The organism is Dasania sp. GY-MA-18 (genome assembly GCF_024734385.1).
GTDB lineage: Bacteria > Pseudomonadota > Gammaproteobacteria > Pseudomonadales > Dasaniaceae > Dasania > Dasania phycosphaerae.
Window position 1 is genome coordinate 300074 of the sequence record NZ_JANHAP010000002.1, and the last position, 24539, is coordinate 324612.

Below are 24539 nucleotides of genomic sequence, written 5' to 3' on the forward strand. Positions count from 1 at the left end.
AAATCTCACAGGGGAGGGTGACATACTCTAAGGTGGATATAATTATTTGCCTAATATCTATATGGCCTGCAACGAAGTAGTGATGAAAAATATAAAATGATCAATTCAATTTACAATAGAAAATTCAGCGTGACACAATTTCTCAACGCCACCAGATAAATGTTGCTAAAAACACAGCAACAACAATCAGTGCTTGCCAAGGGATATAACTAACTGAGATAGGCTAATCTCGACGATCATCATCAGAGTTAGCTGTCAGCTGATCACTATTGTCTCCTGTAGTTCCATTAACATATTTACGAGCAATTTCTCGTAATGTGCCCATTTGTTGACCAAAGTTTCGGCAGCCAGAACACATCATCGTGTGGACCTTGAGTGCAGTACGCTCTTTTAACGACAATTCACGTTCTTGAGCATCAGACAATAGGCGAGTGACCTGCTGGCAATTCATCATGATTTTTCACCTTCTATGAACCAATGGTTTTCCAAGCATTCGCGTAAACGTAACCGCGCACGGTATAGCAAGACATGCAGATTACTGGTGGTAATATTAAGATTTTCACAGATTTCGGTGCTGTCCAATTCAATAAACTCACGCATCATAAACAAGCGTGATTGATTCTCCGGGAGGGCACTTAAACAGGTTTCAAATACTCGCCAAAAATGATCGCTTTTTACTGATTCCATAGGCTGGCTCCAAGCCGCGGGGCGCTCATCCACGTGCCAGAAGCCTTTATTATTAAACAGCTCAGCAAGATTGTCCTCGTCTTCGCAATTCTTCAGTAGGCTACTACCCTCGACTATCCGCTGACGTTTGCGGAGAGCATCGGCAATTTTATTCTTGAGAATGGCGAATACCCACGTTTTCAATGCCGAGCGTCGGTTAAAAGAAGCCGCATTTTTCAATGCTCCCATCAGGGCTTCTTGTACTGCATCTTCCGCCAATGCCTCATCATTAAGTTGTAGAGTGGCAAATTTTAGCATCAGAACGCGTAGCTCATTTATATAGACGGGATCTGCCAATTTTATGGTATGAGAATCCTCGGTTTTATCGTTCTGGGCCTGCTCAGCTTTCACTATTGTTCCTTTCAACTTCATTTTTTGCTGCACTATAGGATGCGACACAATAAGGCACCATAAAGTTTAACAATACCTGCCCCCAAGCAATCTCGTTGCCGTTAAGAAATTGGCTGCCGTGGTTGATGGTATTTAATAAGGTGCCCACCACCAGCGATACGCGTAAGGCATTGCTTACGATATGGCGTTGTACTAGGGTTTTGGCAAATCCTGATAAGGAGTAGTGCATATTCTTCCTATTCAATTATTTGTTCTGTCCAGTTAGGGCTAGAAAGTATCTAATACAGCTCTGCAGTAGTAACTGATTTATGTCGGCTGCTGACTAGGCTATTAATACTTTAGTCGAAACTCCCTAGTTAATTCTTACAGTCGCCAATTAAATTAGTGCTGGGCAGGCAAAACAAGTCACTTAGTGATTGTGAAATTAGCAATATGTTCCGTAATACACGCCAAAATACATGCACAGGCTTAGGCCATTTGCATTTGAGGGCCGATGCTTAGTGCTCACTGAGCTGTCGACGAGGTATAACTACAATATACCCTATTTAACATAATATACATTATGCGAAGTTACATGAAGTGGCTGAGAGGAGGTTTGGGGTTTTGAGGACTTGTTATGTTACTGCAATCCAGCCCTCTGCCTAGGGGTAATATTGCCAGCGCTTGGTGTCCATGCAAAAAGCCTGTGGGCTTTTATGGCCAGGTTTAATCTCTAAATGGTATTCCTCTAATACAAACAACATAAAGCGCTGTTGGTCACTATCTTTGGGCCGTTGGTTGATTTCTAGCTGTAGCGCTTGTTTCATTTCACCATAGCTAGGTAGCTCGGGGTCATCTAGCTGCTTGTAAACGTATTCGTAACGAGCGCAAAAATGCTCGTTATCAGATGTGCAAGCGCTGAGCATGATGGCAATAAGAGCTATGATTATTTTAAGCGACATATAGGCTTACTCATTGTTTAGGCTTTGTTATTGGTAATTTAAAACTGCAGCGGTAATGTTAGTCAATTCAGCTGGCCATATATGCCATGGTGGCTATGGCGGTTGTCGGCTACAGTCTTAATTATCATCATCGTAGACGATGCCTTAATTAATTAAGTTTATACACGCAGATCGAACATTATTCTATCTCTCTTTTCATGCAGGGCCATATTATGATCAAAACACGAGGCTTGTTTTTTTTATCCTTGATTAGCTTACTCTCCTGCTCTGAACAGGAACCGCAGATAACGTTGACCGAGGTGGTAGTTGATAGCGTAATGCAGGCAACTTACAGGCCTTCTAATCAACTAATAGGCCGTATAGAGGCTTTCGATGATGCAGAAATTAAAGCCAATGTGTCGGGTTATTTATTAGAGCGTAATTTTACTGAAGGTCAGTTTGTAAAAAAAGATAGCCCACTGTTTTTAATAGACCCCTCCCCTTATCAAGCCGAATTAGCTAAAGCCAAGGCTGAATTAGCAAAAGCCATAGCCGCTGACAAAGCCGCAGAACTTAATTTTAATCGTGGCCAGGAATTGCGTCCTAAAGGTGTAATTTCCGCTGCTGAGATGGATAAACTGACTTCAGAGAGTTTACAGGCCCACGCCAATGTTGAAGCTGCGCAAGCGCAATTGGTTAAAGCTGAAGTTAATTTGGCTTATACCCGTATTAAAGCCCCTTTTAGTGGCCATATAGGCCGTAGCAATTATAGTTTGGGGGATTTAGTGGGCCCAGAAAGTGGTGCTTTAACCACGTTGGTGAATATTAATCCTATCAAAGTTATTTTTCAGGTTAGCGAGGCTACCTACTTAAGTTATCTAGAGCATAAGGTGCAGCAAGGTGATAAGCACAGCGCAGCTGAAGATTTTAGCGTTAGTATAGAGTTATCCAATGGTCATCGCTATCCGCAGCAAGGCAAGATTGACTACATCGCTAACCGAGTTAACCCCGACACTGGCACTATAGAAGGCAGAGCTATTCTGCCCAACCCCGATAATATTTTAAAGCCAGGGCAATATGCCAAAGTTATTTTTGATTCCACGGCCGAATTAAACGCCTTGTTTATTAGTCAGTCAGCGGTGCAGGCTGACCAGCAAGGTACTTATGTCTTAAGCATTGCGGGTGATAATACTGTCACCCGCAGCAATGTGGTTTTGGGCGAGCGTGTTGACAATAAGGTGATTGTTAAACAGGGCCTTAATGCTGGCGATGTCATTATTATCCGTGGCTTACAGCAAGTAAGGCCGGGGCAACGTGTTAGTAGTAAACATATCAATAGCAGCAAAGCCACAAACCGTTAATAACACAGGCTTAGGAGTAGGATATGTTTAGTGCCTTTTTTATACATCGACCCAAGTTTGCCATGGTGATCGCTATTATTTTAACTTTGGCGGGTTTGATCGCCATAAAAATATTGCCGGTGGCTGAGTACCCGCCTATAGCTCCACCTACTATACAAGTAAAAGCCTATTACCCCGGTGCATCGGCGCAGGTAGTCGAAGAAACCGTGGCCGCGGCTATAGAGGATGTAGTCAATGGTGTTGAGGGCATGATGTATATGTCATCTAAAAGCGGTAACGATGGCAGCTATTCTTTAAGTGTGAGTTTTGCCGTAGGTAGCGATGCCGACATGTCTTTAGTGCGGGTACAAAATCGGGTCAAGTTAGCCGAGCCCAAGTTGCCGCAAGAAGTACGTGCCATGGGTTTAAACATTGCTAAGCAATCCCCGGATTTATTAATGATTGTTAACTTACAATCACCTGACAATAGTTTGGATTACAGTTTTTTATCCAATTACATCAAAATCAATATTATTGGCAGCTTGTCTCGTATACAGGGTATTTCCAGCGCCAGTGTATTAGGTGAGGCCGCCTACTCTATGCGTTTATGGTTAGACCCTAATAAAATGGCTAATTACGCCATAACAAGCAGTGATATAGTTAATGCCCTCAATGAGCAAAACGTGCAAGTCGCTGCTGGCAAAATAGGTGCCCCACCCTTTAATCAAAACTTGGCAACTGAATACAGTTTACGCACCCAGGGGCGTTTACAAACTGTCGATGAATTTGAAAATATTATTCTTCGCGCCAATAGCTCCAGTTCTATAGTTTATTTAAAAGATGTGGCCAAGGTTGAGTTGGGGCAACAAGACTATGGCACCTACGGTGAATTTAATGGCCGGCCTGCAGTGAATATAGGTTTGTATATGTCACCCGATGCCAATGCCTTAGAAACCGGCGCCCTAGTAAAAGCAAAAATTGCTGAGCTGGCGGCTGGCTTCCCTCAAGGTATGCAATACAACATAGGTTACGATACCACCCGCTATATCAGCGCCTCTATACAGCAAGTCAGTAGCTCGCTGTTTCAGGCGGTGATATTGGTAATACTGATTACCTATGTTTTTTTAGGCAATTTTCGCTCTACCCTGATACCTGCCATAGCTATACCGGTTTCATTAATCGCCACCTTTGCTGTGCTGCTAGCTATGGGTATGTCCATCAATACCGTTACCCTGTTTGCTTTGATTCTCGCTATAGGGATAGTGGTGGATGATGGCATATTGGTTATAGAAAATACCGACCGGCTTATGCGCGATCATCCTGAGTTAAGCCCCAAAGAAGCCAGCCTTAAAACTATGCAGCAGGTTAGCGGCGCCATTATTTCTACCACTTTGGTGTTGCTGGCGGTGTTTATACCGGTGGCTTTATTGCCGGGTATTACCGGCGAAATGTACCAGCAATTTGCTGTAACTATCTGTATAGCTGTGCTGTTCTCATCGTTAAACGCGCTTACCCTAAGCCCCGCTTTATGCGCAGTGCTGTTAACAAAACAACGCAGCCAAGATGCCAAATGGTTTGGCTTATTTAACCGCTATTTTGATAGCCTTACTGCCCGCTATGGCCGTGGCGTGGCTTGGTTAATAAGGCGCTTAAGCGTGATATTAGTCTGTTTTGCTTTATTGCTGGCAGCTCTTGGCGTTGGCTTTAAGCGCATAGCTACGGGCTTTGTGCCCTACGAAGATAAAGGCGTGTTTTTAGTAAGCGTACAACTGCCAGATGCCTCTTCACTGAGCCGCACTAAGCAGGCGGTGGCCAAATTATCGGCTTTAATTGAGCAGCAAGCCAATATAGAAAGCGTGACAGCCATTAGCGGATTTTCCATCTTAAGCGGCGCGGCACAAAGTAATGCCGGTACGCTTTTTATTGTGTTAAAACCCTGGGAGCAGCGGCCAGGCATGGAAAACCTTGTGTTTAACTCCCTTAAAGCCGTTAACGAGCTAGCCTTTAAAGAGTTACCCGAGGCGCAGGTGATTGCTATACCGCCACCCTCGGTGCCAGGTATGGGCGTTGCTGGTGGTTTAGAGCTAATTATTGAAGATAGCCTGGGGCGCAGCCACGACGAATTAGCAGCAGCTTTAAATCAACTGATAGTGGCGGCTAATCAACACCCAGTATTAACCAAGGCTTACTCCACTTTTAGAGCTAACGTGCCGCAATATTTTGTTGATATAGATCGCGTAAAAGCAAAAACTTTAGGCGTGCCGCTGGCGGAAATATTTAGCACTTTACAGGCGCAATTAGGTGGTCAATATATCAATGATTTCAACAAATTCGGTCAAACCTATCAGGTAAAAATGCAGGCCGCACCAGATTTTCGTGCAGACCTCAGTGATATACACAAATTTTTTGTGCGCGCCCAAAGTGGCGAGATGATTCCGCTAAGCACGCTGGTCACCACTCGGCCCGTGCTAGGGCCAGATATTGCTGAGCGCTACAACCTCTATCGCAGTGCCACCCTCAGGGCCAGTACGGCTGCAGGCTATAGTTCTGGTGACGGTATTGCTGCATTAGAAGAACTGGCCAAAACAGTGCTACCGCTAGGTTATAAATTTGAATGGACGGGTATGTCTTATCAAGAATTAGAAGCCGGTAATACAGCCACCTATGCCTTTATTGCTGCCTTTGTTTTTATCTTTTTGTTTTTAGTGGCGCAATATGAGAGCTGGAGTACTCCTATAGCCATTATGATGGTAGTGCCCGTGGCTATAGCTGGCGCCATAGGACTACTTATGGCATTGGGCTTGCCGTTAAATCTGTATGCGCAAATCGGTTTGGTGTTGCTAATTGCCATGGCCGCTAAAAATGCCATCTTGATAGTAGAATTTGCCCGTAGTAAAAGAGAGCAAGAACACTTGAGCATAACCGATGCCGCTACCAGTGCCGCTAATCAGCGTTTCAGGGCGGTTAATATGACGGCGATTTCGTTTATTTTGGGGATACTACCGCTGGTCTTGGCCAGTGGCGCAGGCATGTTTGGGCAAAAGTTTTTAGGTATAACAGTGTTTGGGGGCATGCTGGCAGCCTTGTTAGTCGGCACCCTACTCATCCCCTGTTTTTATATAATTATCCAAACGGCTAGGGAAAACCTTAAGCAACGGCTCTTTAACGAGTAAACACAAAATAATAAGGGCTGATGCACAGCAGCCCTTATTATTTTAGTGAAATATTAGCGTGATTTTTTCAGGTTAAAGGGCCGAAGATAGCTGGCGCTGGGTTTCTCAACGCGCTTTAAGTTGATCTATAGCCTTGATTAGTTGCTCCACACTGGGGCGGGTTTTGTAGTCATTGGAAGAGTGGCCCCACTTTACCACGCCGTTTTTATCAACAATAAACGCTGAGGCTACGGCAAATTTATTATGTTTTTTGCCCGACCAGTCTTTCAGCACAATGCCATAATCTTGGTAAGTTTTGACCAGCTCATCGGGTAATTTGAAGACCACATTAAAAGCTTTGTGGGCGGTAAGCTTAGGGTCGGACAGCACCGGAAAAGGAATATCATAGGTTTTTTGAGCCATCATGCTGGCATCGGGTTTGTCGGCGCTGATCAGTACCGGGGTAATACCGCGACGTTTAAATTCTGGCCAGGCTTCTGTTAATTGCCGTATTTGCATATTGCAATAGGGGCACCAGCCGCCACGATAAAACACCACCATAATATCGCCCTGCTTGATCAGGTCATTAAATGAGGTGAGCCTGCCCTGATGCGATTTGATAGTGAAATTTTTAATTTTGCTGCCATTGGCTACCCCTACGCCAACTTCGTGAGTGCCTAACTTACTCGGCTTGGTTGCTGATAGCTCAGGCAACTCCGTGGGCAAGCTTATGGGAGCAGCCACGGCATTTAAGCTGCACAATAGCAATGTTAGGCAAAGATACTTTAATGTGTTCATGGTGCTTTCCTTGATATGAGCTCTAAAAAACTATGCTGAGTATGGCAACAATTACTGCGTTAACCAAGCACAAGTTGAATGGCCAGGCAGTAGCGATACAGCATGAAGATTTTGCTTTATGTTGACCGATTAAGATACTGATATTAATCGGTTTTTATCAAGCTAGAAACTTTCTAGCTTATGCTGGCTGCCTTATTTTAGGCTGCAAGGTGGTCCTGAGCTTTAGGGCTAGGCGCATCGCACGAATGGGGATTTACCTGCATAGTAACAGTGCGATTTCTAAAACCACCAGCATATGCCTTGGTGGTGTCACCCGCTGGGTTGTTATAGTTATAAAATTTGATACAAAAAATAAAACATATTTAATAATTACGTTAGTTAATTAAGCCTTAACACTGTTTGCACATCGCTAATATTCTGGCATTGCAGATTTTCAGCGTCTACGGTCCGCATCGTAAAGCTAATGTTTGGCGATATTTAAGGCCTGTTATTCGGTGGTTGTTGTGGCTGCTATGGCTTATATTACTTATGCGTTTGATGTTGTTTTTGTCGCTATAAATCAATGAGTTATAGTCACTATCTTACTAACAGCTTTAACTATGGTGCTGCACTAGCTGCTTAATTCTGGTTAATTCCAGCTGTTCAACTAAACTGTTCAGCCCCATCTGGGCGCTGCTTCTGTAACTTCAAGCTTGCCCTTTTGCTTCCATTTCTATATCCATATGTCATATCCATAAGACTATTAAGACTGATTTTGTTGTGATACGAAAAATGCTGGTAATTTCATAAAATGAATCATAATATGCTTGTCACAAGCTTAAACAGATTGATTGCAACACTACAATAACAATTACCGGAGAGCACAATATGTATCCACTCCCAACGCTACAACAACGTCTTACCTTGGCACAGGCCATACGCCAAATTTCCTGTGTGGGTGTTATCGCCGGCCTGAGCTCCGGCCTACAAGCCGCGCAGCTTGAAGAGGTTTTAGTAACCGCCCAGCACCGCGCTGAAAATGTGCAAGATGTGCCTATTGCGATCAGCGCTATAGGTGGCGAAGAGCTAGCCAAGTCCGATATTTTTGATGCTGGATCTATTGCCGCTAGAGTTCCTGGTCTTTCCTATACAGAGTTTTCACCTGGCCAAGGTAGCCCTTCTATGCGCGGTATCACGTCTACGGACGATGGCGCAGGCTTAGATAACTCTGTTTCCTTATTCCTAGACGGTGTTTATATAGGCCGTGGCGCGGCAATTAACTTTGATATGTTTGACTTGCAGCGGCTAGAGGTTTTACGGGGCCCTCAAGGCACACTGTTTGGCCGCAATGCAATAGGTGGGGCCATCAGCGTGGTTACTTCCAAACCAACTGATGAGTTTAGTGCCAAGGTGGGTGTAACCGTGGGTAACGAGGGCATACTGCGCTATCAAGGCCTTGTTAGTGGCGGGCTAAGCGATAACCTAGCCGGTAAAGTCTCGCTCTCGCACCGTGAGCGCGACGGCTATGTCGATAACGTGCTGTTAAACAAAGATCAAAAAGATGAAGATCAAGACTCCTACCGTGGTCAGCTGCTATTAACCCTAGATAATTCCGAGTGGTTATTGTCAGTCGATTACATGACTGACGAGCGCGAAGACATGGGCCGCACGCCGGTATTTGATCGCGCCCCGTTAAGCGCAATTATGGCTGCCAATGGCGTCACTGATGACTTGCAAACTGTGGCCCCTTTTGATGGCTTCTCCGACCGTGAAGCCAGTGGCATTAGCCTGCAAGGTACCATTGATTTTGATCAAGGTGTGTTGACTACTATTACCTCTTTCCGTCACGCAGAAACCGATTGGGCCATGTCGTCTATAGGCGCTCCTATGGGGGTATTGGGCTTGCCCTTCGATGAGTTAATCGACGATATAGAAGAAGATATTGATACCTACTCTCAGGAACTGCGCTGGACTTCCAAGCTAGACGGTAATTTTAACTATACTGCAGGGCTTTATTATTTAAATGAGCAAACCCTGCGTAGAGAGATGTTTCAAACCACTAGCCCCAGCACCGCGGTACCCGGAACTTTGCGGGTAGCAACGCTGGGTGATGGCACTATTGTTGGTAACGAAATCTCCATTACCGATAACGAAACTAATAGCTATGCGGCTTACGGGCAAGGAACCTGGGATTTCAACGAGCAGTGGAGCCTCACCGTAGGTGCACGTTACACCATAGATAAAAAAGATTATCGCGCCACCAGTATTAACTGTGGCTTAGACCTAAGCGGTACTGAGTTTGCCAATACGCCAGAATGCGCTGGCGCAGGTAGCAGCCTAGGGCTTATTGCTGAAGTATTTACTGTGGAGCCCAGTGACGACTGGTCTGACTTTTCACCGAAAATCTCACTGGAATATCACCCTAATAGCGAGACTATGATCTTTGCCAGCGCCTCCAAAGGTTTTAAGAGTGGTGGTTTTGCAGGCTCGCAAGGGGTAGAGGCCGCCGCTGATGTGCCGGTAGATCCAGAGACTGCGTGGAACTATGAGCTAGGTAGCAAGAGTGATTTACTGGATAAGAGCCTGCGCCTGAACACTACCTTGTACTACACCGATTACAAAGATTTACAAACGGTGCGATTCGGCCGTGTTAACCCTAGCGACCCTTTCGGTACTTTCCTAACCACCAATATAGGTTCAGCAACCATTCAGGGGGCCGAGATAGAGCTTACTTGGTTTGCCACGGATCGCTTCCAGCTCAGTGGTAACTATGCTTATTTAGAAACAGATACCGAAGATTTAGTGATCAACGGTGTTGATGTTTCAGGCACTCATTTGCGCCAGGCGCCCCGTAATTCATCCAGTATTGTCGCCGACTATACCCTGCCAACGGACGTAGGCGACTTTGACTTCCGCCTTGATTACTCCTATACCGACCAGCAAGTCATGGACTTTCTGGACGAAGAGGCTTTTCTTGAAGCCAGAGAGCTATTCAATGCGCGTATAGCTTGGGCCTCTACGGATCAGCGCTGGGATGTATCGCTGTGGGTTAAAAACCTCAAAGATGAAGCTTATATTGCCCACGTTTACACCGTTGGCCCCGGCGTGATTGGCGTATGGGGTGAGCCTAGAACTTACGGTCTTAGCGTCAACTACTCACTTTAGGTAGTTACCCAGTACTGCTGACATTATTCGAGGCGGCCAGACAACGGCAGCCTCGTTTTTTTATAAAGCCGCGACCTGTCGGGCTTTATTGAGATTAATAATAATTTAAAAGCAAGGTTCGTAAGCATGATAAAAGCTATATTCAATACTCAGCAATGGCGGCTTAGTGCTGTAGTCACAGCTACCCTAGCGGCTAGTTTATTAAGCAGTGGCTGCATAGAGCGTGCAACAAACAGCACGCAACTGGTTAAGCAAGCGCAAGTTGAAATTGTGCGCGATCAATACGGGGTGCCGCATATTTATGCCGAGGATAATTACGGGGTATTTTTTGGTTATGGCTACGCGGTTGCGCAAGACCGCCTATTTCAAATGGATATGCTGCGTCGCAGCGCGCTGGGAACGGTAGCGGAAGTTTTAGGCGAGCAGTATTTTGAATTTGATAAATTTATACGCAGTAGTTACGACAGCCGCTCTGTGCCAGCACAAATTGCGAAACTAAGCCCGCGTGATAAACGTATTTTGCAAGGTTATGCCGACGGCATTAATCGTCACTTGCAAAATATACGCAAAAGCCCTGACACGCTTACTCCCATAGAATATATTGAATTCGATTTTGAACCTACCGACTGGACTATAGTCGATGTGGCCATGCTGTTTACCGGCCCACTGGCTCATCGCTTTTCCGACGGCAATACCGAGCTGGATAATTTACAATTTTTACAGGCCTTAGAATCACAACACGGTAAAGAAACTGCTTGGAAAATATTTAGCGCCAGCAAGTGGCTGTACGATAGTCAATCCCCTACTACCGTACCAACAGCTACCACCAATAGCCCTGAAGCAATTGTTAACCCGCCCCGCCCGGCTTATCTTTCCCAGTTATCAGAACAAGCCGCAGGCAGCAAACTCAGCAGCTATATGCCAACCAAAGACGGCCTGCCTATTATTTCCCATGGCGATAGCAATAGCGCCATTATGGATACCTTTGCTCGTAGGGGGACCAGTGGTACACCTGGCTTTGCTTCGGCTAGTAATTTATGGGCGGTTAATGGCCCACGCTCAAAGGGTGCGAAAGGCTCGCTGATTAACGGCCCGCAGTTTGGCTGGACCAGTCCCTCCTACGTATACGGTATAGCACTGCATGGCGGCGATTTCGATGTTACAGGTAACACCTTATTGTTTTCGCCCAATTTGTTATTCGCTCATAACAATCACATAGGTTGGGGGTCTACTGCAGGTTTTGGTGATCAGGTTGATATTTTTGAAGAGCAGCTTAACCCCAAAAACCCAGAGCAATACATGCACAAGGGCCATTACCGGCCATTTGAATCCTGGCAGGAAACCATCAATATTAAAGGCCAGCAAGCCCGTACTATTACTGTCAGGCGCAGCGTGCATGGGATGGTTGAAACAATTAAGCCTGAACAAAATATTGCATATTCCCGCGCACGCACTTGGGATGGCAAAGAAATTGATACCCTGCTGGCTTGGATTGAATTAGCTACAGTAAAAGACATAAACAAAGTTAATGCTGTGCTGGATCGCATTGCCACTAACATCAATTTTTATGTTATCGATAAAAACGGCAACTTGCTGTATCGCCATGGTGGCCACTACCCTCGCCGCAACCCACTACATGACACTCGTTTCCCCGTACCCGGCACTGGTGAGCTTGATTGGCAAGGCATACGCTCCGGCAGTGAAAGCCCTAGCGTGTTAAACCCCAAAACTAACTACTTAGTCAATTGGAATAATCGCCCCGCACGCGGCTGGGCCAGCCCTGACATGTGGTGGTTAACCTGGGGTCGTGGTGATAGAGCGAATATATTAATCGATGAAATCACTGCCGTTGAGGCATTAACTCCTGAGCAATCCTGGAATATTAACCAGCGCGCTTCATATGCAGATGTTAACCGTGAGTACCTGCTGCCCTATTTACAAGCGGCATTAGCAAATCAAACTTTATCAAAGCTGGAGTCCCAGGCTTATGCTGCACTAATGAATTGGGATGGCTATTGGTGGGACAAAAATGAAGATGGCAAATTTGATGGCGCCGCGCCGCTAATTTTTGAAAGCTGGCTATCGCAACTGCTGCAAGCTACGCTTAAAGACGACGTAGGTGAGGAATTTTTTAAACGTTTTTCAGCAACTGGTCACCCCACTTCTGAGTCTACCGGCAGTATTAATCTACAGCCGGGCACCAAAGCGCTTATACGCAACTTAGATGAGCTGCGTAGCGGCACAGCACCTATTTACGACTTTTTTAATGGTGTAGCCAGCGCTGAGGTTTTACAGCAAGCCTTTGCTACAAGTGTTGCTCAGCTAGCTGAACAATTGGGCGAAGATATAACGCTATGGCATGCCCTGCCCGCAGCCATGGTATACCACAACAAAAATTACCGTGGCATACCACAGGCGCTGGATGATGCTCAGTATCAATCTGAGGTGATTCAAAACCGAGGTTCAGAAAACAATCTCTTTATCGCCAAAGGTACACACATAGAGGCCTGGGATGTATTTGGTCCGGGCCAGAGCGCTTTTATCTCACCTCAGGGCGAGCGCAGCCCGCATCACTCAGATCAATTAGAGTTGTTTGCAAGCTTTGGTAAAAAGAAAATGCCTTTTTTACGCAAAGATATAGTTAACCCACAGCTAGAGACACTGATGATTGGGAGTAAAAAATAATGATTGCTAGCCTTAGTGATAAAATCCCCGCTGATATTGCAAACAGCCCAGGCTTTGTTCAATACCTAAAGCAAAAACGCAGGCACCGCATTATTTTTTCATCAATCACTATAGTGCTCTATGCAGTTTTTGCTTTTGGCTATGGTCCACTAGAGGGCTTATTTGTGAGCGAAATCAGTGTCGATTCCCAGCTTAATTTTGCCTTAGCCTATTTTGTGTTTTTGGTGCTGGCATTTTTTGTTCTAGAACTTATTTATTGCAGGCTGGCAAACAGCATTGAGTTAGGTATTCGACAAGAGTTAAAGCACGCGGGGCATAATAATGAGCTATAGCGTATTAAAAGCTGTCAGCAATAAAGCCGCCATGGCTGCCTTGATGTTGCTGGCTATGATGTCGGGGGTAATGGCCGCAGGGCCAGACCTAGGCGATGTAGAACGGCAGCCACTCAATATTACCGCCATTGCTTTATTCGGCTTATTTGTAGTGGTTACCTTGTTTATTAGTTACTGGGCTTCAAAGCGGACTAGCAGCAGCAGTGATTTTTACACCGGCGGTGGCAAAATAACAGGCCTGCAAAATGGTACGGCTATTGCGGGCGACTTTATGTCGGCCGCCTCTTTTCTGGGGGTTTCTAGCCTCATTTATGCGTTTGGTTTTGACGGTTTAATCTTCGGCTTAGGTGCCGTTGCCGGGTGGCCTATGTTGCTGTTTCTACTCTCAGAAAGAGTGCGTAACTTAGGTAAATACACCTTTACCGATGTAGTAGCTATACGATTAGAAAAAATGCGTACCCGCATAATTTCTGTGCTGGGCTCTGTTACCGTGGTGATCTTTTATCTTATTGCCCAAATGGTTGGGGCCGGTAAGCTGATTGAGCTGCTATTTGGCCTGCCCTACGAAATTGCCGTGGTGATCGTCAGCCTATTGGTTATTGCCTACGTAGCCTTTGGTGGCATGCTGGCCACAACCTGGGTGCAAATAGTTAAAGCTGTGATGCTGCTATTTGGTATCACCCTGATGGCCATTTTGGTGCTATATCAAGTAGATTTTAATTTTGCCACTTTGCTAGCGCAGGCCACGCAGGCCCACCCCGCGGGCAATGATTTGTTAAAACCGGGGCGGCTATATGATGACCCCATACAAGTTGCCACGATATTAGCCACCATGATGTTTGGCATACTGGGTTTGCCACATATTTTGATGCGCCTTTTTACCGTGCCCAATGCTCATGAATCGCGACGCTCTGCGCTCTACGCCTCATTATTTATTGGTTATTTTTACTTGCTATTAGTCGTGGTGGGTTTTGGCATTGTGGTGCACGTGCTCAATAACCAGCAATTTATGGATGCCAGTGGTGGTTTGATAGGCGGCAATAATATGGCGGCCATACATCTCGCCAATGCTTTAGGCGGCAGCCTGCTAATGGGCTTTATGTCTGCCGTTGCCTTCGCAACTATTTTAGCGGTGGTGGCTGGCCTTACCGTGGCTGGCGCGGCCGCTATTGCCCACGATCTCTATGCTGAGGTTTTACATAAGGGCAAGCCCGATCCGCAAAAGGAAATCAGGCTAACCCGTATTGTTACTGTGCTATTAGGTTTAGTGGCAGTGGCCTTGGGTATATTGTTTCAGGATCAAAACATAGCCATTATTGCCGCCCTGCCTATGGTGGTAGCAGCCAGCGTTAACTTCCCTATTTTGATTATGTCTATCTACTGGGGTCCTATGACCACCCGTGGCGCCATCGCTGGTGCCTTGGTAGGCTTTGTGTCGTCTATAACGCTGATTTGCGTGAGCCCCAAAGTATGGGTAGATGTGTTGGGCTTTGAGCAGGCGCTGTTCCCCTATGACTACCCTGCTCTATTTACCATGCCGCTGTCGTTTATTGCGATATGGCTTTTCTCGGTCACCGATAACTCGACGCGGGGCAAAACTGACCGTGCAGGCTATGCTGAGATGCTGGTGCAGGCTGAGCTGGGGCATATTGACCGTTAGCAGGGCTAGCGGCTGTAATAGGCTGTAGGTGGGCAATCTAGCCGACGCCTGCGGCCATGCGCGAAGAATAGTGGAGCTAGGGGGCGAATTGAATTAAAGCAGCTTAAGGCTGCTTTGGCCCTACGGGCTCCATGAGTAAAGCTGGCGCTCAATTCCTGATTTAATCAGAATCTGAGAACCTCACAGTTTCAAGCCCTAATAATGGCTTGCTAGCTTAAGAGTTGAGCTTAGTGTCGAGAAGGTTATCGCAGAAAGTGGTGCCCGGGGCCGGACTTGAACCGGCACACTCGTAAGAGCGGGAGATTTTAAGTCTCCTGTGTCTACCAATTCCACCACCCGGGCATATCGAGAGGTTATTTATACACGGTGGTAGCCGTGTTAGATGCAGGCTTTCAGCCAGCACCCTGTCATCAAATGATGGAGGCGCGACCCGGAATCGAACCGGGATAAACGGATTTGCAATCCGCGGCATAACCATTTTGCTATCGCGCCTTAGTTAGCAGCCATAAGGCACTCTATCAGTGCGAAGGCACACCATCGAGTACGATAGCTGGCTAAAAATTGGAGCGGGAAACCGGGTTCGAACCGGCGACCTCAACCTTGGCAAGGTTGCGCTCTACCAACTGAGCTATTCCCGCAACGTCTTCGAAGTGGCTAATTGCTCATCCCCGAAAAGTGCGCCTATTCTAATGTTTCGAGCGTAACTGTCAACAACACAATGAGTATCTTATTGAAAAATAATGAATAAAATTCTCATTCTGGATAGTTATTAAGCAAACCACTGCAGGGTCGATTATTTACTATCCAACTTGAACTCTGGAGCCGCGGCACGCAGGTAAACAAACATAGACCACAGGGTTAAAGCAGCGGCTATATACATCACGATAACACCAGATATGATCCATACCCCACTGCGCTCGGGGGCAGCCAGCAGCAAAATAAAGATGGAGATCATTTGCAGTGCTGTTTTAAATTTGCCCACATTAGAGACGGCAACGCTGGTGCGCTTGCCCAATTCAGCCATCCACTCACGCAGTGCCGAAATGAGCACTTCCCGGCCTATGATGATCATCGCTGGCAAGGTAAACCACCAAACCCCCATACGCTCTACTAGCAGGGTCAATACGATAACCACCATTAACTTATCGGCCACAGGGTCTAAAAAGGCACCAAAGGGCGTGCTCTGGTTGAGCCTGCGAGCTAAATAGCCATCCAGCCAGTCGGTTACCCCCGCCAAAGCAAAGATCAATGCCGAGGCGGTATAGCTCCAGGCAAAGGGTAGATAAAATACAAATACACAGAGAGGGATGAGCAGAATTCTGAACAGGGTTAAAATATTGGGTAAGTTCATTCAATAAGGGCTTAGGTCTTTGCTGTTAAATAGGGATGAAGCTGCAGTTTAACTGTTATGCAGAGCAGTATATATATCTATGGCTAATTTTTGGCTAATTCCCGGTACTTTTGCCAAATCGTCCGCGCTGGCGGCACTGACCTCCTGCCAGCCGCCAAAATGGCGCAGCAGTTCGCGGCGGCGTTTGGGGCCTACGCCCGCTATATCCTGTAGAGGGGACTCACGGCGTTTTTTATCTCGGCGTTGTTTGTGGCCGGTTATCGCAAAACGATGGGACTCGTCGCGTATATGCTGGATCAGATGCAGCGCCGATGAATCTGAGGGCAGCACAAATTCCTCGCCGGTATCGGGCCGGTACAGGTATTCAAAGCCCGCCTTACGGGTGGTGCCTTTGGCTATGCCCACCACCATTAAATCGCTGACACCCAAAGCCTCTAGCACCTGAGTGGCCTGCCCCACCTGCCCTTTGCCACCATCTATAAATAAAATATCAGGCTTTTTCTCATCACCTGCTTTAATGCGGGCATAGCGGCGCTTAAGCGCCTGCTGCATGGCCGCATAATCATCACCACCGGTAATACCCTCTATGTTGAAGCGGCGATAGTCCGATTTTAACGGCCCGTTTTGATCAAATACCACACAGGAGGCCACCGTGGCCTCACCGGAGCTATGGCTGATATCAAAGCACTCCATACGCTTGGGTAGGTCGGCCAGTGATAGTACTTCTTGTAGCGCCGCAAAACGGCTATGTATGTTTTGCTTATTTGCCAAATGGCTGCTGAGGTTTTGGCTGGCAGTTTGCTGGGCCAGTTTTAGCCACTGCGACCTAGCGCTGCGCACCTTGTGGCTGATAGTAATTTGCTTTTGGCTGGCTTGGTTTAGCGCCTCGTTGATGACTCCTTGGTCTTCCAGCTCATGGCTGCTGACTATTTGCGCGGGGACTTCACGGGCCGAGCCCGGTGATAAATAAAACTGGGCTAAAAAGGCCGCCAGTATTTGCCCTGGCTGTTCGTCTAAGTGTGATTTGGGAAAGTAGCTCTTGCTGCCCAGCACCCTGCCACCGCGGATAAACAATACCTGTATACAGATGGCACCAGCACTTAGCTCGCAGGCGAACAAGTCTACATCGCCACTGTCGCCATCTATGGTTTGGGTAGCCTGTACTTGCTGCAACTGCTGGATTTTATCGCGCAATAACGCCGCCTGTTCAAATTCCAGCTCAGCGGCGGCAGCCTCCATTTCGTCGGCCAGTTCCTTAATTAGGGTTTTGTTATGGCCTTCTAAAAACATAACCGTGTGTTTAACCGACTCGGCGTAATCTTGCTCCGATATATTATTAACGCAGGGCGCGGTGCAGCGATTTATTTGGTGCTGCAGGCAAGGCCGAGAGCGATTGCTAAAGTAGCTGTTGTCGCACTGCCGAACTTTAAAAACTTTTTGCAATAAATTGAGGCTTTCTTTTACCGCCCCCGCACTGGGGTAAGGGCCAAAGTAACGGCCGCCACCACGTTTAACGCCGCGGTGATAGGATAGCTGCGGATATTTATCGTTGGATAAATACACATAGGGATAGGACTTATCATCGCGCATTAAAATATTGTAAGGCGGTCGATGTTTTTTAATCAGGTTTTGTTCAAGTATTAAGGCTTCGGCCTCGGTGTGAGTAACAGTGACCTGTATAGAGGCAATTTTCGCCACCAGCGCCTGGGTTTTTATAGATAAACCCTTGTTGCGAAAATAGGAGGAGACACGATTTTTTAACTGCTTGGCCTTGCCCACATATAAAATTTTATGCTGGCTGTCGTACATTTGGTAAATGCCGGGTTTGGCCGTTAAGGTTTTTAAAAAATTATCGGCATCAAAGGCTTGTTCACTCATTAACGGCTGGCCACTATACGTCTAAAGGTTAAATTAATACGCCCCTGCACACTGACTTGCTGGGTTTTAGCGAGCTGGTGTTGCCAGTGCTGCTGGGTGCCGCCCTGCATTAATAATAACGAGCCCGATGCTAAATCAATATGGCTGGTACTGCGAGGCTGGCTGTTAGAGCGAAAGCTAAAACGGCGAGTATCACCAAAACTCAGCGAGGCAATTATGGGCTCAGGCCCCAGCTCTTTTTCGTTATCGCTGTGCCAACCTACGCTGTCTTGGCCATTGCGGTAATAATTGGCCAGTACGCTGTTAAAACGCAGGCCTAATTTTTGTTCCAGCATAGCTCTTAGCTCTGCCAGTACTGGGCACCAGTTATGGTGTTGCAGCTGCAAGCCTGAGTAGGCGTAGTGAATGCCCTCATCACCATACCAAGCATTTAGCCTAGGTATGGGCTGCTGCTTACCGTAAACCTTGATGCTATCTTGCCGCCATTGAATTTGCTGCTGCAAAGCGGGCAGCCAGGCTTTTGAGTCGGCAATAAACTGCGGGTAGTAGCGCACATCGGCATTATCCATGGCTAATGGATAACTTTCCTCGGCTGCAAATAAAAAGTCTTGTTGGCTGGCCATGGACAATCCCGTGCTAACAATAAATACGCGGCTCTATTTCTAGCGTTACCTGAAAATGCTGGTAAACGCTGTCTTTTACCTGCTGGGCGTAGTTAATAATATCCTTGCCACTGCCGCCTTGGTTAATCAACACTAGCGCTTGTTGCTGATGCATAGCGACACCGTGAAGGCTTTTGCCCTTCCAGCCCAGTTGTTCAATTAACCACCCTGCTGCCAATTTAACATGTTGAGTATCCAGCGGGTAATAAACCAATTGTGGATGTTGTTTGAGTAGCTCTTGGCATTGGCTGTGCGTAATAACCGGGTTTTTAAAAAAGCTACCCGCATTAGGTAATTGTTCGGGCAGTGGTAACTTGGAAGAACGTATGGCAATAACCGCGTCGGCTACTTGTTGTGCACTGGGCTGGTCAATGTTCTGCTGCTGAAAAAACTGCTGCAGGGCTTGATAGCCTATATTGGCGTGAAAGCTTTTGCTGAGTTTTAAACATAACTCAGTAATAATAAATTTATCTTGCAGTGAGCCTTTAAAAATGCTGTCTCTATAAGCCAGTTGGCATTGCGCTTTGCTGAGCTCGCGCCATTCACCACTGTCTATATCTAAGCCTTTGAGGCTAAGCAGCACATCACTAAGTTCTACGCCGTAGGCACCGATATTTTGTATAGCAGCGGCCCCGACTCTGCCGGGTATAAGCGCTAGGTTTTCTAAACCGTAGTAACCTTGCTGCACGCAGTACATAACAAAGTTATGCCAGTTTTCACCAGCTTGCACGGTGATAACAGCCTCATCGCCCTGCTCACTCACAACCACACCTTGGCTATTAAGCTGTATAACTAAACCGCTTAAAGACTCAGCCAATACAATATTGGAGCCACCACCTATGACGGTAATAGCCAGTTGATGTTGTTTGGCATACTTAACTGCCGCGAATAACTCGCTGGTATTTTCAACGCTCACAAAGTATTCAGCTGTGGCGGCCACGGCTAAGCTGTTGTAGTTTTTTAAATCGATATTGCGTTGTAAATTCACGTCATTAACTAATGGGGTTTATAGGGTGTGTTGTTTGAGTATGTGCTTGATTAAACCCTGGCTGGCATCACTAACCAGGTCTAGTACTAAATCAAAACCTTCGTCGCCACCGTAGTATGGGTCGGGTACTACGCGGTGGCTGGCTTGCGAGCTGTAACTAAGAAACAAGCCTATTTCCGCACGACAAGAATCGGGGGCCATTGCTAGTAGCTCACTGAGATTATCTTCATCCATGGCCAGTATGTAGTCGTAGTCGGCAAAATCTTGGCTACAAACGGCGCGTGCACGTAATTCGCTAATATCTATGCCGCGTTGTTTAGCTGCGTCTATGGAGCGCGGGTCTGGTGACTTGCCTATATGCCAGCTGGCAGTGCCGGCTGAATCTACGCTAATACGTTTTGCCAGACCCTGTGCTTTGATTTGCTGGCGCAGCACACCTTCGGCACTGGGTGAACGGCAGATATTACCTAGGCAAACTAATAAGACTTTAATCATGCTCTGCACCTGCAAAAATAGCGCGTACTTTGGCTAAATCCGCTGCGGTATCTATACCTGTGGGTATGGCCTGTACGGCCTCTTGCGCATGTATAGCGACACCGTTTTCCATGGCCCTTAACTGTTCCAGCTTTTCGGTTTGTTCCAGCATACTCATAGGCCACTGCACAAAATCATGTAAAAAATTCACCCGATAAGCGTAGATACCTATGTGGCGATAATAGCTACTGCCCTCAGGCAGGGCTGGTTTGTTGTTGTCGTTGAACTGTGCCCACAAATCTCTACACCAGGGCATGGGCGCGCGTGAAAAATACAAAACCTGGCCCTGCTTATTAATAACAACTTTTACCGCATTAGGGTTGAATACCGTTTCGGCATCGGCAATGCGTTCTATCAAGGTAGCCATACTGGCAAAGCTATTGTCGCTTAAATTATTAGCCACTTGGTTTATGACGGCGGCGGGGATTAAAGGTTCATCGCCCTGCACATTGACCAGTATATGTTCATCGGGTAGCTGTAATTGTGCGGCTACTTCTTGTAGTCGGTCTGTGCCTGATTCATGACTGGCTTTAGTCATAGCCACCTCGGCACCAAAGCCTTTAGCGGCATCGGCTATACGTTGATCATCCGTGGCAATAATCACCCGCTGAGCTTGTGATTGCTCGGCTCTTTCATATACATGCTGAATCATGGGCTTGCCCGCAATATCCAACAGTGGCTTACCCGGTAAACGAGTAGAGGCATAACGGGCTGGAATAATAATGCTAAAACTCATGGTTAAAACTCATTGCTGTTGTTTGGCTGTTAAAGTAGCTAATTGTTTGGCCAAGCGTTGATAAAATTTAGTAGTGATTTCACAGCTCACCGGCAAATACCACATAGACTCGGTCGCAAAGCTTGCAACCTTCACCGCATCTTTCTCGGTCATAATAATAGCCAGCTCATCGTTAAACTGTAAATCGCTGGCGCTGTAGTGATGGTGATCGGCAAAGCTGTGGCTAATGGTATTAAACCCTAGCGCCTTGAGACTGTTAAAAAAACGCTGTGGGTTACCTATGCCGGCCACTGCATGTACTGTGTGTTTATGCGGCCACTGCTCAGTGCTTAGGCTGGCGCCAGTGTGTAGATTAACTAAGGCTTGGGGCTGTAGTTGCATAGCGTAGCAATGCGGGCTGGCTGGCGCAGAGCCACCATTGTAAAGCTGGTAATCGACTTGTTTAAGGCGGCTAAGTGGTTCGCGCAAAGGGCCTGCGGGCAATAACCAGCCATTGCCAAATTGGCGTTGGCCATCGACTACAACAATTTCTATATCCCGTTGCAGGGCATAATGTTGCAGGCCATCATCGGCAATAATAATATCGCAGTGATATTGCGCTAATAAATAACGCGCTGCCGCCGGTCTATCAGCGGCAATCACTAAGGGGCACTGGCTGGCTCTAGCAATTAATAAGGGTTCATCACCAGACTCCAGAGCGTTGGAATTTTCCGTGACCGCATAGGGGTAATGAGGTGCCTGGCTGCCATAACCGCGGCTAATAATGCCCGGCTGGTAGCCCTGCGCTTTTAAGTATTTGGCCAAGGCGACCACTACAGGGGTTTTACCCGTACCGCCTACGGCAATATTGCCCACTATGATAACCGGTACCGGTGCGCGGTAAGATTTAATTAGCCCTAGCCGGTAGCAGTAAGCGCGCAGGCTGATTAACAGGCCGTACAATAAAGAGAGCGGCAGTAATAATTGCGGCCACAGTGCTTTGCTATACCACGCTTTGGCTAAGCGATGTTGTTTGGCGCTAGTCTGTTGGGCTGTCATTAAACTGGTTTTTGTGTAGATCGGCGTAACGGCCACCTAAGGCCAATAAACTGTCGTGGTCGCCCTGCTCTACAATTCTGCCCTGCTCCATCACCACGATAATATCGGCGTTTTCTATGGTAGATAGGCGGTGGGCAATCACTAGTGTGGTACGTGATTCCATTACGGCTTCTAGGGCATCTTGGATATGGCGTTCGGATTGATTGTCCAAGGCCGAAGTAGCCTCGTCCAAAATCAGTATGGGGGCATCTTTTAATAGGGCTCTGGCAATGGCTAGGCGCTGCCTTTGGCCGCCCGATAGCATCACCCCATCTTCGCCGGTGATAGTGTCTAAACCTTGCGGTAAATTAGCAATAAAGTCCTGAGCATGAGCCGCATTAACCGCGGCATGAATGTCATCATCACTGGCATCTGCCATAGCGCCGTAGGCAATATTATTGCGTATAGTGTCGTTGAATAAGGTAACCGATTGGGTAACTACGGCTATATGGCTGCGTAAGTTTTCTAGGCTATAGTCGGTAATAGGCTTGCCATCTAAGTAAATAACACCTTCGGAATAGTCATAAAAACGGGTTATTAAGCTAGCCAGCGAAGACTTGCCGCTGCCCGATGAGCCAACTAGGGCGACCGTTTGGCCGGGTTTAATGGTTAAATTAATATCGTGTAATACATGGCCATTTTCGTCGTTATAGCCAAAATTAATGTTTTTAAACTCTATCTCACCATCGACTTTTTCTACTTGGTAAGTCCCTTCATCTTTTTCTACTTGGCTATCTAAAAAGCCGAACACATCGGTAGCTGCGGCCAAGCCTTTTTGCACATCAGAGAATACTTCACTGAGTTGGCGTATAGGTTTAGGCAAGAGCATGGCGGCGGTTAAATAAGCGACAAAGGTTCCCGCAGACATTTCGCCAGACAAACCCAAACCCACCCACACTAGAAAGGCTAGCACTAGGGTAACAGGCTGCTGTATTACCGGTGGGCTAATGGCGTTGTAAAAACCCATTTTTACCGATTGATCTAAATTTTTATTGCTGGCTTTGTGGAATTTAGCGCGTTCGGTATCCAAACCGCCAAACACCCTCACCTCTTTGTAGGCGGAGATGGTTTCGCTGGTAACCTGAGTTACCTCCCCCATAGAGACCTGAATTTTTTCGCTGATTTTTCTAAAGCGCTTGCTTACCCAGGTAACAATTAACGCAACTACCGGTAAAGCCAAAAACAAAAACAGTGACAGCTGCCAGTTTACATAAAATAAATAAGCCACCAGGCCTGCAGAGAACAAGCCCTCGCGAATAATAATTTTAAGTGATGAGGTTACTGCCTTGGTAACTTGCTCAACATTAAAAATAATTTTTGAAATCAAAAAACCGCTAGATTGGCCGTCATACTCTTTGCTGGGCACCAGCAGCATATGGTCAAATATATTGCAGCGCAGTTTATGAATAAGATGGCGCGAAATATAGGTAATGTAATAATGGCCAAAAAAGAAGCCCACACCGCGCATTAGTCCCAGCAAAATAATGCTGCCTACTATCCAGTTGCGCGCCTGGCTGGGTTGCATATTGTCACCGGCTATATCCATCACCAAGGAGGCAACAATACCGCCGCTATTATTGGCGAGGCTGCCGTTGATGCTGTCGACAATAAAACCCATTAAATCGGCCATGGCAATTTGTGAGACCGAAAAAATCATGAAGCCTATAATGGACAAGGCAAAAACGAACCAGTACTCCGTTACATAGCGTAATAAACGTAGATAGGCTGTTAAATCACCGTCGGTATTGATTTTAGACATAATGGCTTCGTATTAGGGGGTTATTCAGCAGCGGGCTGCTGCGTAGTTAAGCTTAGTTTAGCAAAGCCTAGTTGGCCTGCGGCATCCATGGCGGTAATTACTGCCTGATGCGGGGTTTGCGCATCAGCAGTGATTACCAAGGGCAAATCAGTATTGCCACTGCTGGTTTCGCTTAAGGCTTTTTGCAGGTTTGCTAAATTAGAGCTTACCAAGCTGCGGCCATTGACTGCATAGTTACCGCTGCTATTAATGGTTACTTCTATGCTTTCTACCGCCACGGCGGTTTCATCACCGGTGGCTTCAGGCAGGTTGAGGCTGAGATGGGTTTCTTTGGTAAAACTAGTAGACACCATGAAAAAAATTAGCAGCAAAAACACCACATCAATTAAGGGTGTTAGATTAACACTAACTTCTTGATTTTTTTGACGACGAAATTGCACTGGACT

Annotated in this window: 20 protein-coding genes and 3 tRNA genes; 6 read left to right on the forward strand and 17 right to left on the reverse strand. The window is 46.7% G+C overall.

Annotated elements, in window-relative coordinates:
- Positions 1 to 223: 223 nt before the first annotated feature.
- From NO559_RS03770 to NO559_RS03785, 4 genes are all read right to left on the reverse strand, one after another.
- On the reverse strand, positions 224 to 454 hold the full coding sequence (locus tag NO559_RS03770; RefSeq protein WP_258330457.1) for a zf-HC2 domain-containing protein: 231 nt from the start codon (positions 452 to 454) through the stop codon (positions 224 to 226).
- Positions 451 to 1077, reverse strand: coding sequence for an RNA polymerase factor sigma-70 (locus NO559_RS03775; protein WP_258330458.1), 627 nt, complete (start codon positions 1075 to 1077; stop codon positions 451 to 453). The genes NO559_RS03770 and NO559_RS03775 overlap by 4 nt, the downstream gene beginning before the upstream one ends.
- Positions 1067 to 1306 (reverse strand): nitrate/nitrite transporter NrtS, encoded by a 240-nt coding sequence (gene nrtS, locus NO559_RS03780; RefSeq protein WP_258330459.1) that lies wholly within the window; start codon positions 1304 to 1306, stop codon positions 1067 to 1069. The genes NO559_RS03775 and nrtS overlap by 11 nt, the downstream gene beginning before the upstream one ends.
- 412 nt (positions 1307 to 1718) lie before the next feature.
- Positions 1719 to 2018 (reverse strand): hypothetical protein, encoded by a 300-nt coding sequence (locus tag NO559_RS03785; protein ID WP_258330460.1) that lies wholly within the window; start codon positions 2016 to 2018, stop codon positions 1719 to 1721.
- Between the two features lie 212 nt (positions 2019 to 2230).
- Between NO559_RS03785 and NO559_RS03790 the strand changes: the two genes are divergently transcribed.
- Both NO559_RS03790 and NO559_RS03795 read left to right on the forward strand, forming a co-directional pair.
- Positions 2231 to 3358: an efflux RND transporter periplasmic adaptor subunit gene (locus tag NO559_RS03790; RefSeq protein ID WP_258330461.1), complete on the forward strand. Its 1128-nt coding sequence runs from the start codon at positions 2231 to 2233 to the stop codon at positions 3356 to 3358.
- 23 nt (positions 3359 to 3381) lie between these two features.
- On the forward strand, positions 3382 to 6510 hold the full coding sequence (locus NO559_RS03795) for an efflux RND transporter permease subunit (RefSeq protein WP_258330462.1): 3129 nt from the start codon (positions 3382 to 3384) through the stop codon (positions 6508 to 6510).
- 105 nt (positions 6511 to 6615) lie between these two features.
- On the opposite strand, the gene NO559_RS03800 is transcribed toward NO559_RS03795, so the two are convergent.
- Positions 6616 to 7287 carry a peroxiredoxin-like family protein gene (locus NO559_RS03800; protein WP_258330463.1) on the reverse strand — a complete coding sequence of 224 codons (672 nt, stop codon included), beginning with the start codon at positions 7285 to 7287 and terminating at the stop codon, positions 6616 to 6618.
- Between the two features lie 867 nt (positions 7288 to 8154).
- Here NO559_RS03800 and NO559_RS03805 point away from each other — a divergent pair.
- The 4 genes from NO559_RS03805 to actP all read left to right on the forward strand — a co-directional run bounded on the left by NO559_RS03805 (position 8155) and on the right by actP (position 15108).
- The gene (locus NO559_RS03805) at positions 8155 to 10431 is read left to right on the forward strand and encodes a TonB-dependent receptor (protein ID WP_258330464.1); all 2277 of its coding nucleotides are present in this window, start codon (positions 8155 to 8157) and stop codon (positions 10429 to 10431) included.
- A 126-nt stretch (positions 10432 to 10557) separates the two neighbouring features.
- Positions 10558 to 13116 (forward strand): penicillin acylase family protein, encoded by a 2559-nt coding sequence (locus NO559_RS03810; RefSeq protein ID WP_258330465.1) that lies wholly within the window; start codon positions 10558 to 10560, stop codon positions 13114 to 13116.
- Positions 13116 to 13448: a DUF485 domain-containing protein gene (locus NO559_RS03815; RefSeq protein WP_258330466.1), complete on the forward strand. Its 333-nt coding sequence runs from the start codon at positions 13116 to 13118 to the stop codon at positions 13446 to 13448. Before NO559_RS03810 ends, NO559_RS03815 begins: the two co-directional genes overlap by 1 nt.
- Positions 13438 to 15108: a cation/acetate symporter ActP gene (actP, locus tag NO559_RS03820; RefSeq protein WP_258330467.1), complete on the forward strand. Its 1671-nt coding sequence runs from the start codon at positions 13438 to 13440 to the stop codon at positions 15106 to 15108. The genes NO559_RS03815 and actP overlap by 11 nt, the downstream gene beginning before the upstream one ends.
- A 255-nt stretch (positions 15109 to 15363) precedes the next feature.
- Here the strand turns inward: actP and NO559_RS03825 are convergent.
- The 12 genes from NO559_RS03825 to NO559_RS03880 form a co-directional block, all read right to left on the reverse strand.
- Positions 15364 to 15450: transfer RNA gene (locus tag NO559_RS03825), tRNA-Leu, on the reverse strand.
- Between the two features lie 76 nt (positions 15451 to 15526).
- Positions 15527 to 15600: transfer RNA gene (locus NO559_RS03830), tRNA-Cys, on the reverse strand.
- Positions 15601 to 15670: 70 nt separating this feature from the next.
- Positions 15671 to 15746, reverse strand: a tRNA-Gly gene (locus tag NO559_RS03835).
- A 155-nt stretch (positions 15747 to 15901) separates the two neighbouring features.
- Positions 15902 to 16459: a CDP-diacylglycerol--glycerol-3-phosphate 3-phosphatidyltransferase gene (gene pgsA / locus NO559_RS03840; RefSeq protein ID WP_258330468.1), complete on the reverse strand. Its 558-nt coding sequence runs from the start codon at positions 16457 to 16459 to the stop codon at positions 15902 to 15904.
- A gap of 48 nt (positions 16460 to 16507) precedes the next feature.
- Positions 16508 to 18337, reverse strand: a complete 1830-nt coding sequence (gene uvrC / locus NO559_RS03845; RefSeq protein WP_258330469.1) for an excinuclease ABC subunit UvrC — start codon at positions 18335 to 18337, stop codon at positions 16508 to 16510.
- Positions 18337 to 18960: an alpha-ketoglutarate-dependent dioxygenase AlkB gene (locus NO559_RS03850; RefSeq protein ID WP_258330470.1), complete on the reverse strand. Its 624-nt coding sequence runs from the start codon at positions 18958 to 18960 to the stop codon at positions 18337 to 18339. Before NO559_RS03850 ends, uvrC begins: the two co-directional genes overlap by 1 nt.
- A 13-nt stretch (positions 18961 to 18973) precedes the next feature.
- On the reverse strand, positions 18974 to 19987 hold the full coding sequence (gene murB, locus NO559_RS03855) for a UDP-N-acetylmuramate dehydrogenase (RefSeq protein ID WP_258330471.1): 1014 nt from the start codon (positions 19985 to 19987) through the stop codon (positions 18974 to 18976).
- Between the two features lie 18 nt (positions 19988 to 20005).
- Positions 20006 to 20482, reverse strand: a complete 477-nt coding sequence (locus NO559_RS03860; protein ID WP_258330472.1) for a low molecular weight protein-tyrosine-phosphatase — start codon at positions 20480 to 20482, stop codon at positions 20006 to 20008.
- A complete protein-coding gene (gene kdsB, locus NO559_RS03865; protein ID WP_258330473.1) occupies positions 20475 to 21257 on the reverse strand; it encodes a 3-deoxy-manno-octulosonate cytidylyltransferase in 783 nt (260 codons plus the stop codon). The genes NO559_RS03860 and kdsB overlap by 8 nt, the downstream gene beginning before the upstream one ends.
- A 9-nt stretch (positions 21258 to 21266) precedes the next feature.
- Positions 21267 to 22295, reverse strand: a complete 1029-nt coding sequence (gene lpxK, locus NO559_RS03870; protein WP_258330474.1) for a tetraacyldisaccharide 4'-kinase — start codon at positions 22293 to 22295, stop codon at positions 21267 to 21269.
- On the reverse strand, positions 22276 to 24093 hold the full coding sequence (msbA, locus tag NO559_RS03875; RefSeq protein ID WP_258330475.1) for a lipid A export permease/ATP-binding protein MsbA: 1818 nt from the start codon (positions 24091 to 24093) through the stop codon (positions 22276 to 22278). Before msbA ends, lpxK begins: the two co-directional genes overlap by 20 nt.
- 20 nt (positions 24094 to 24113) lie before the next feature.
- Entirely contained in the window at positions 24114 to 24533 is a 420-nt protein-coding gene (locus NO559_RS03880; protein WP_258330476.1) for a biopolymer transporter ExbD, read from the reverse strand.
- Positions 24534 to 24539: the final 6 nt, after the last annotated feature.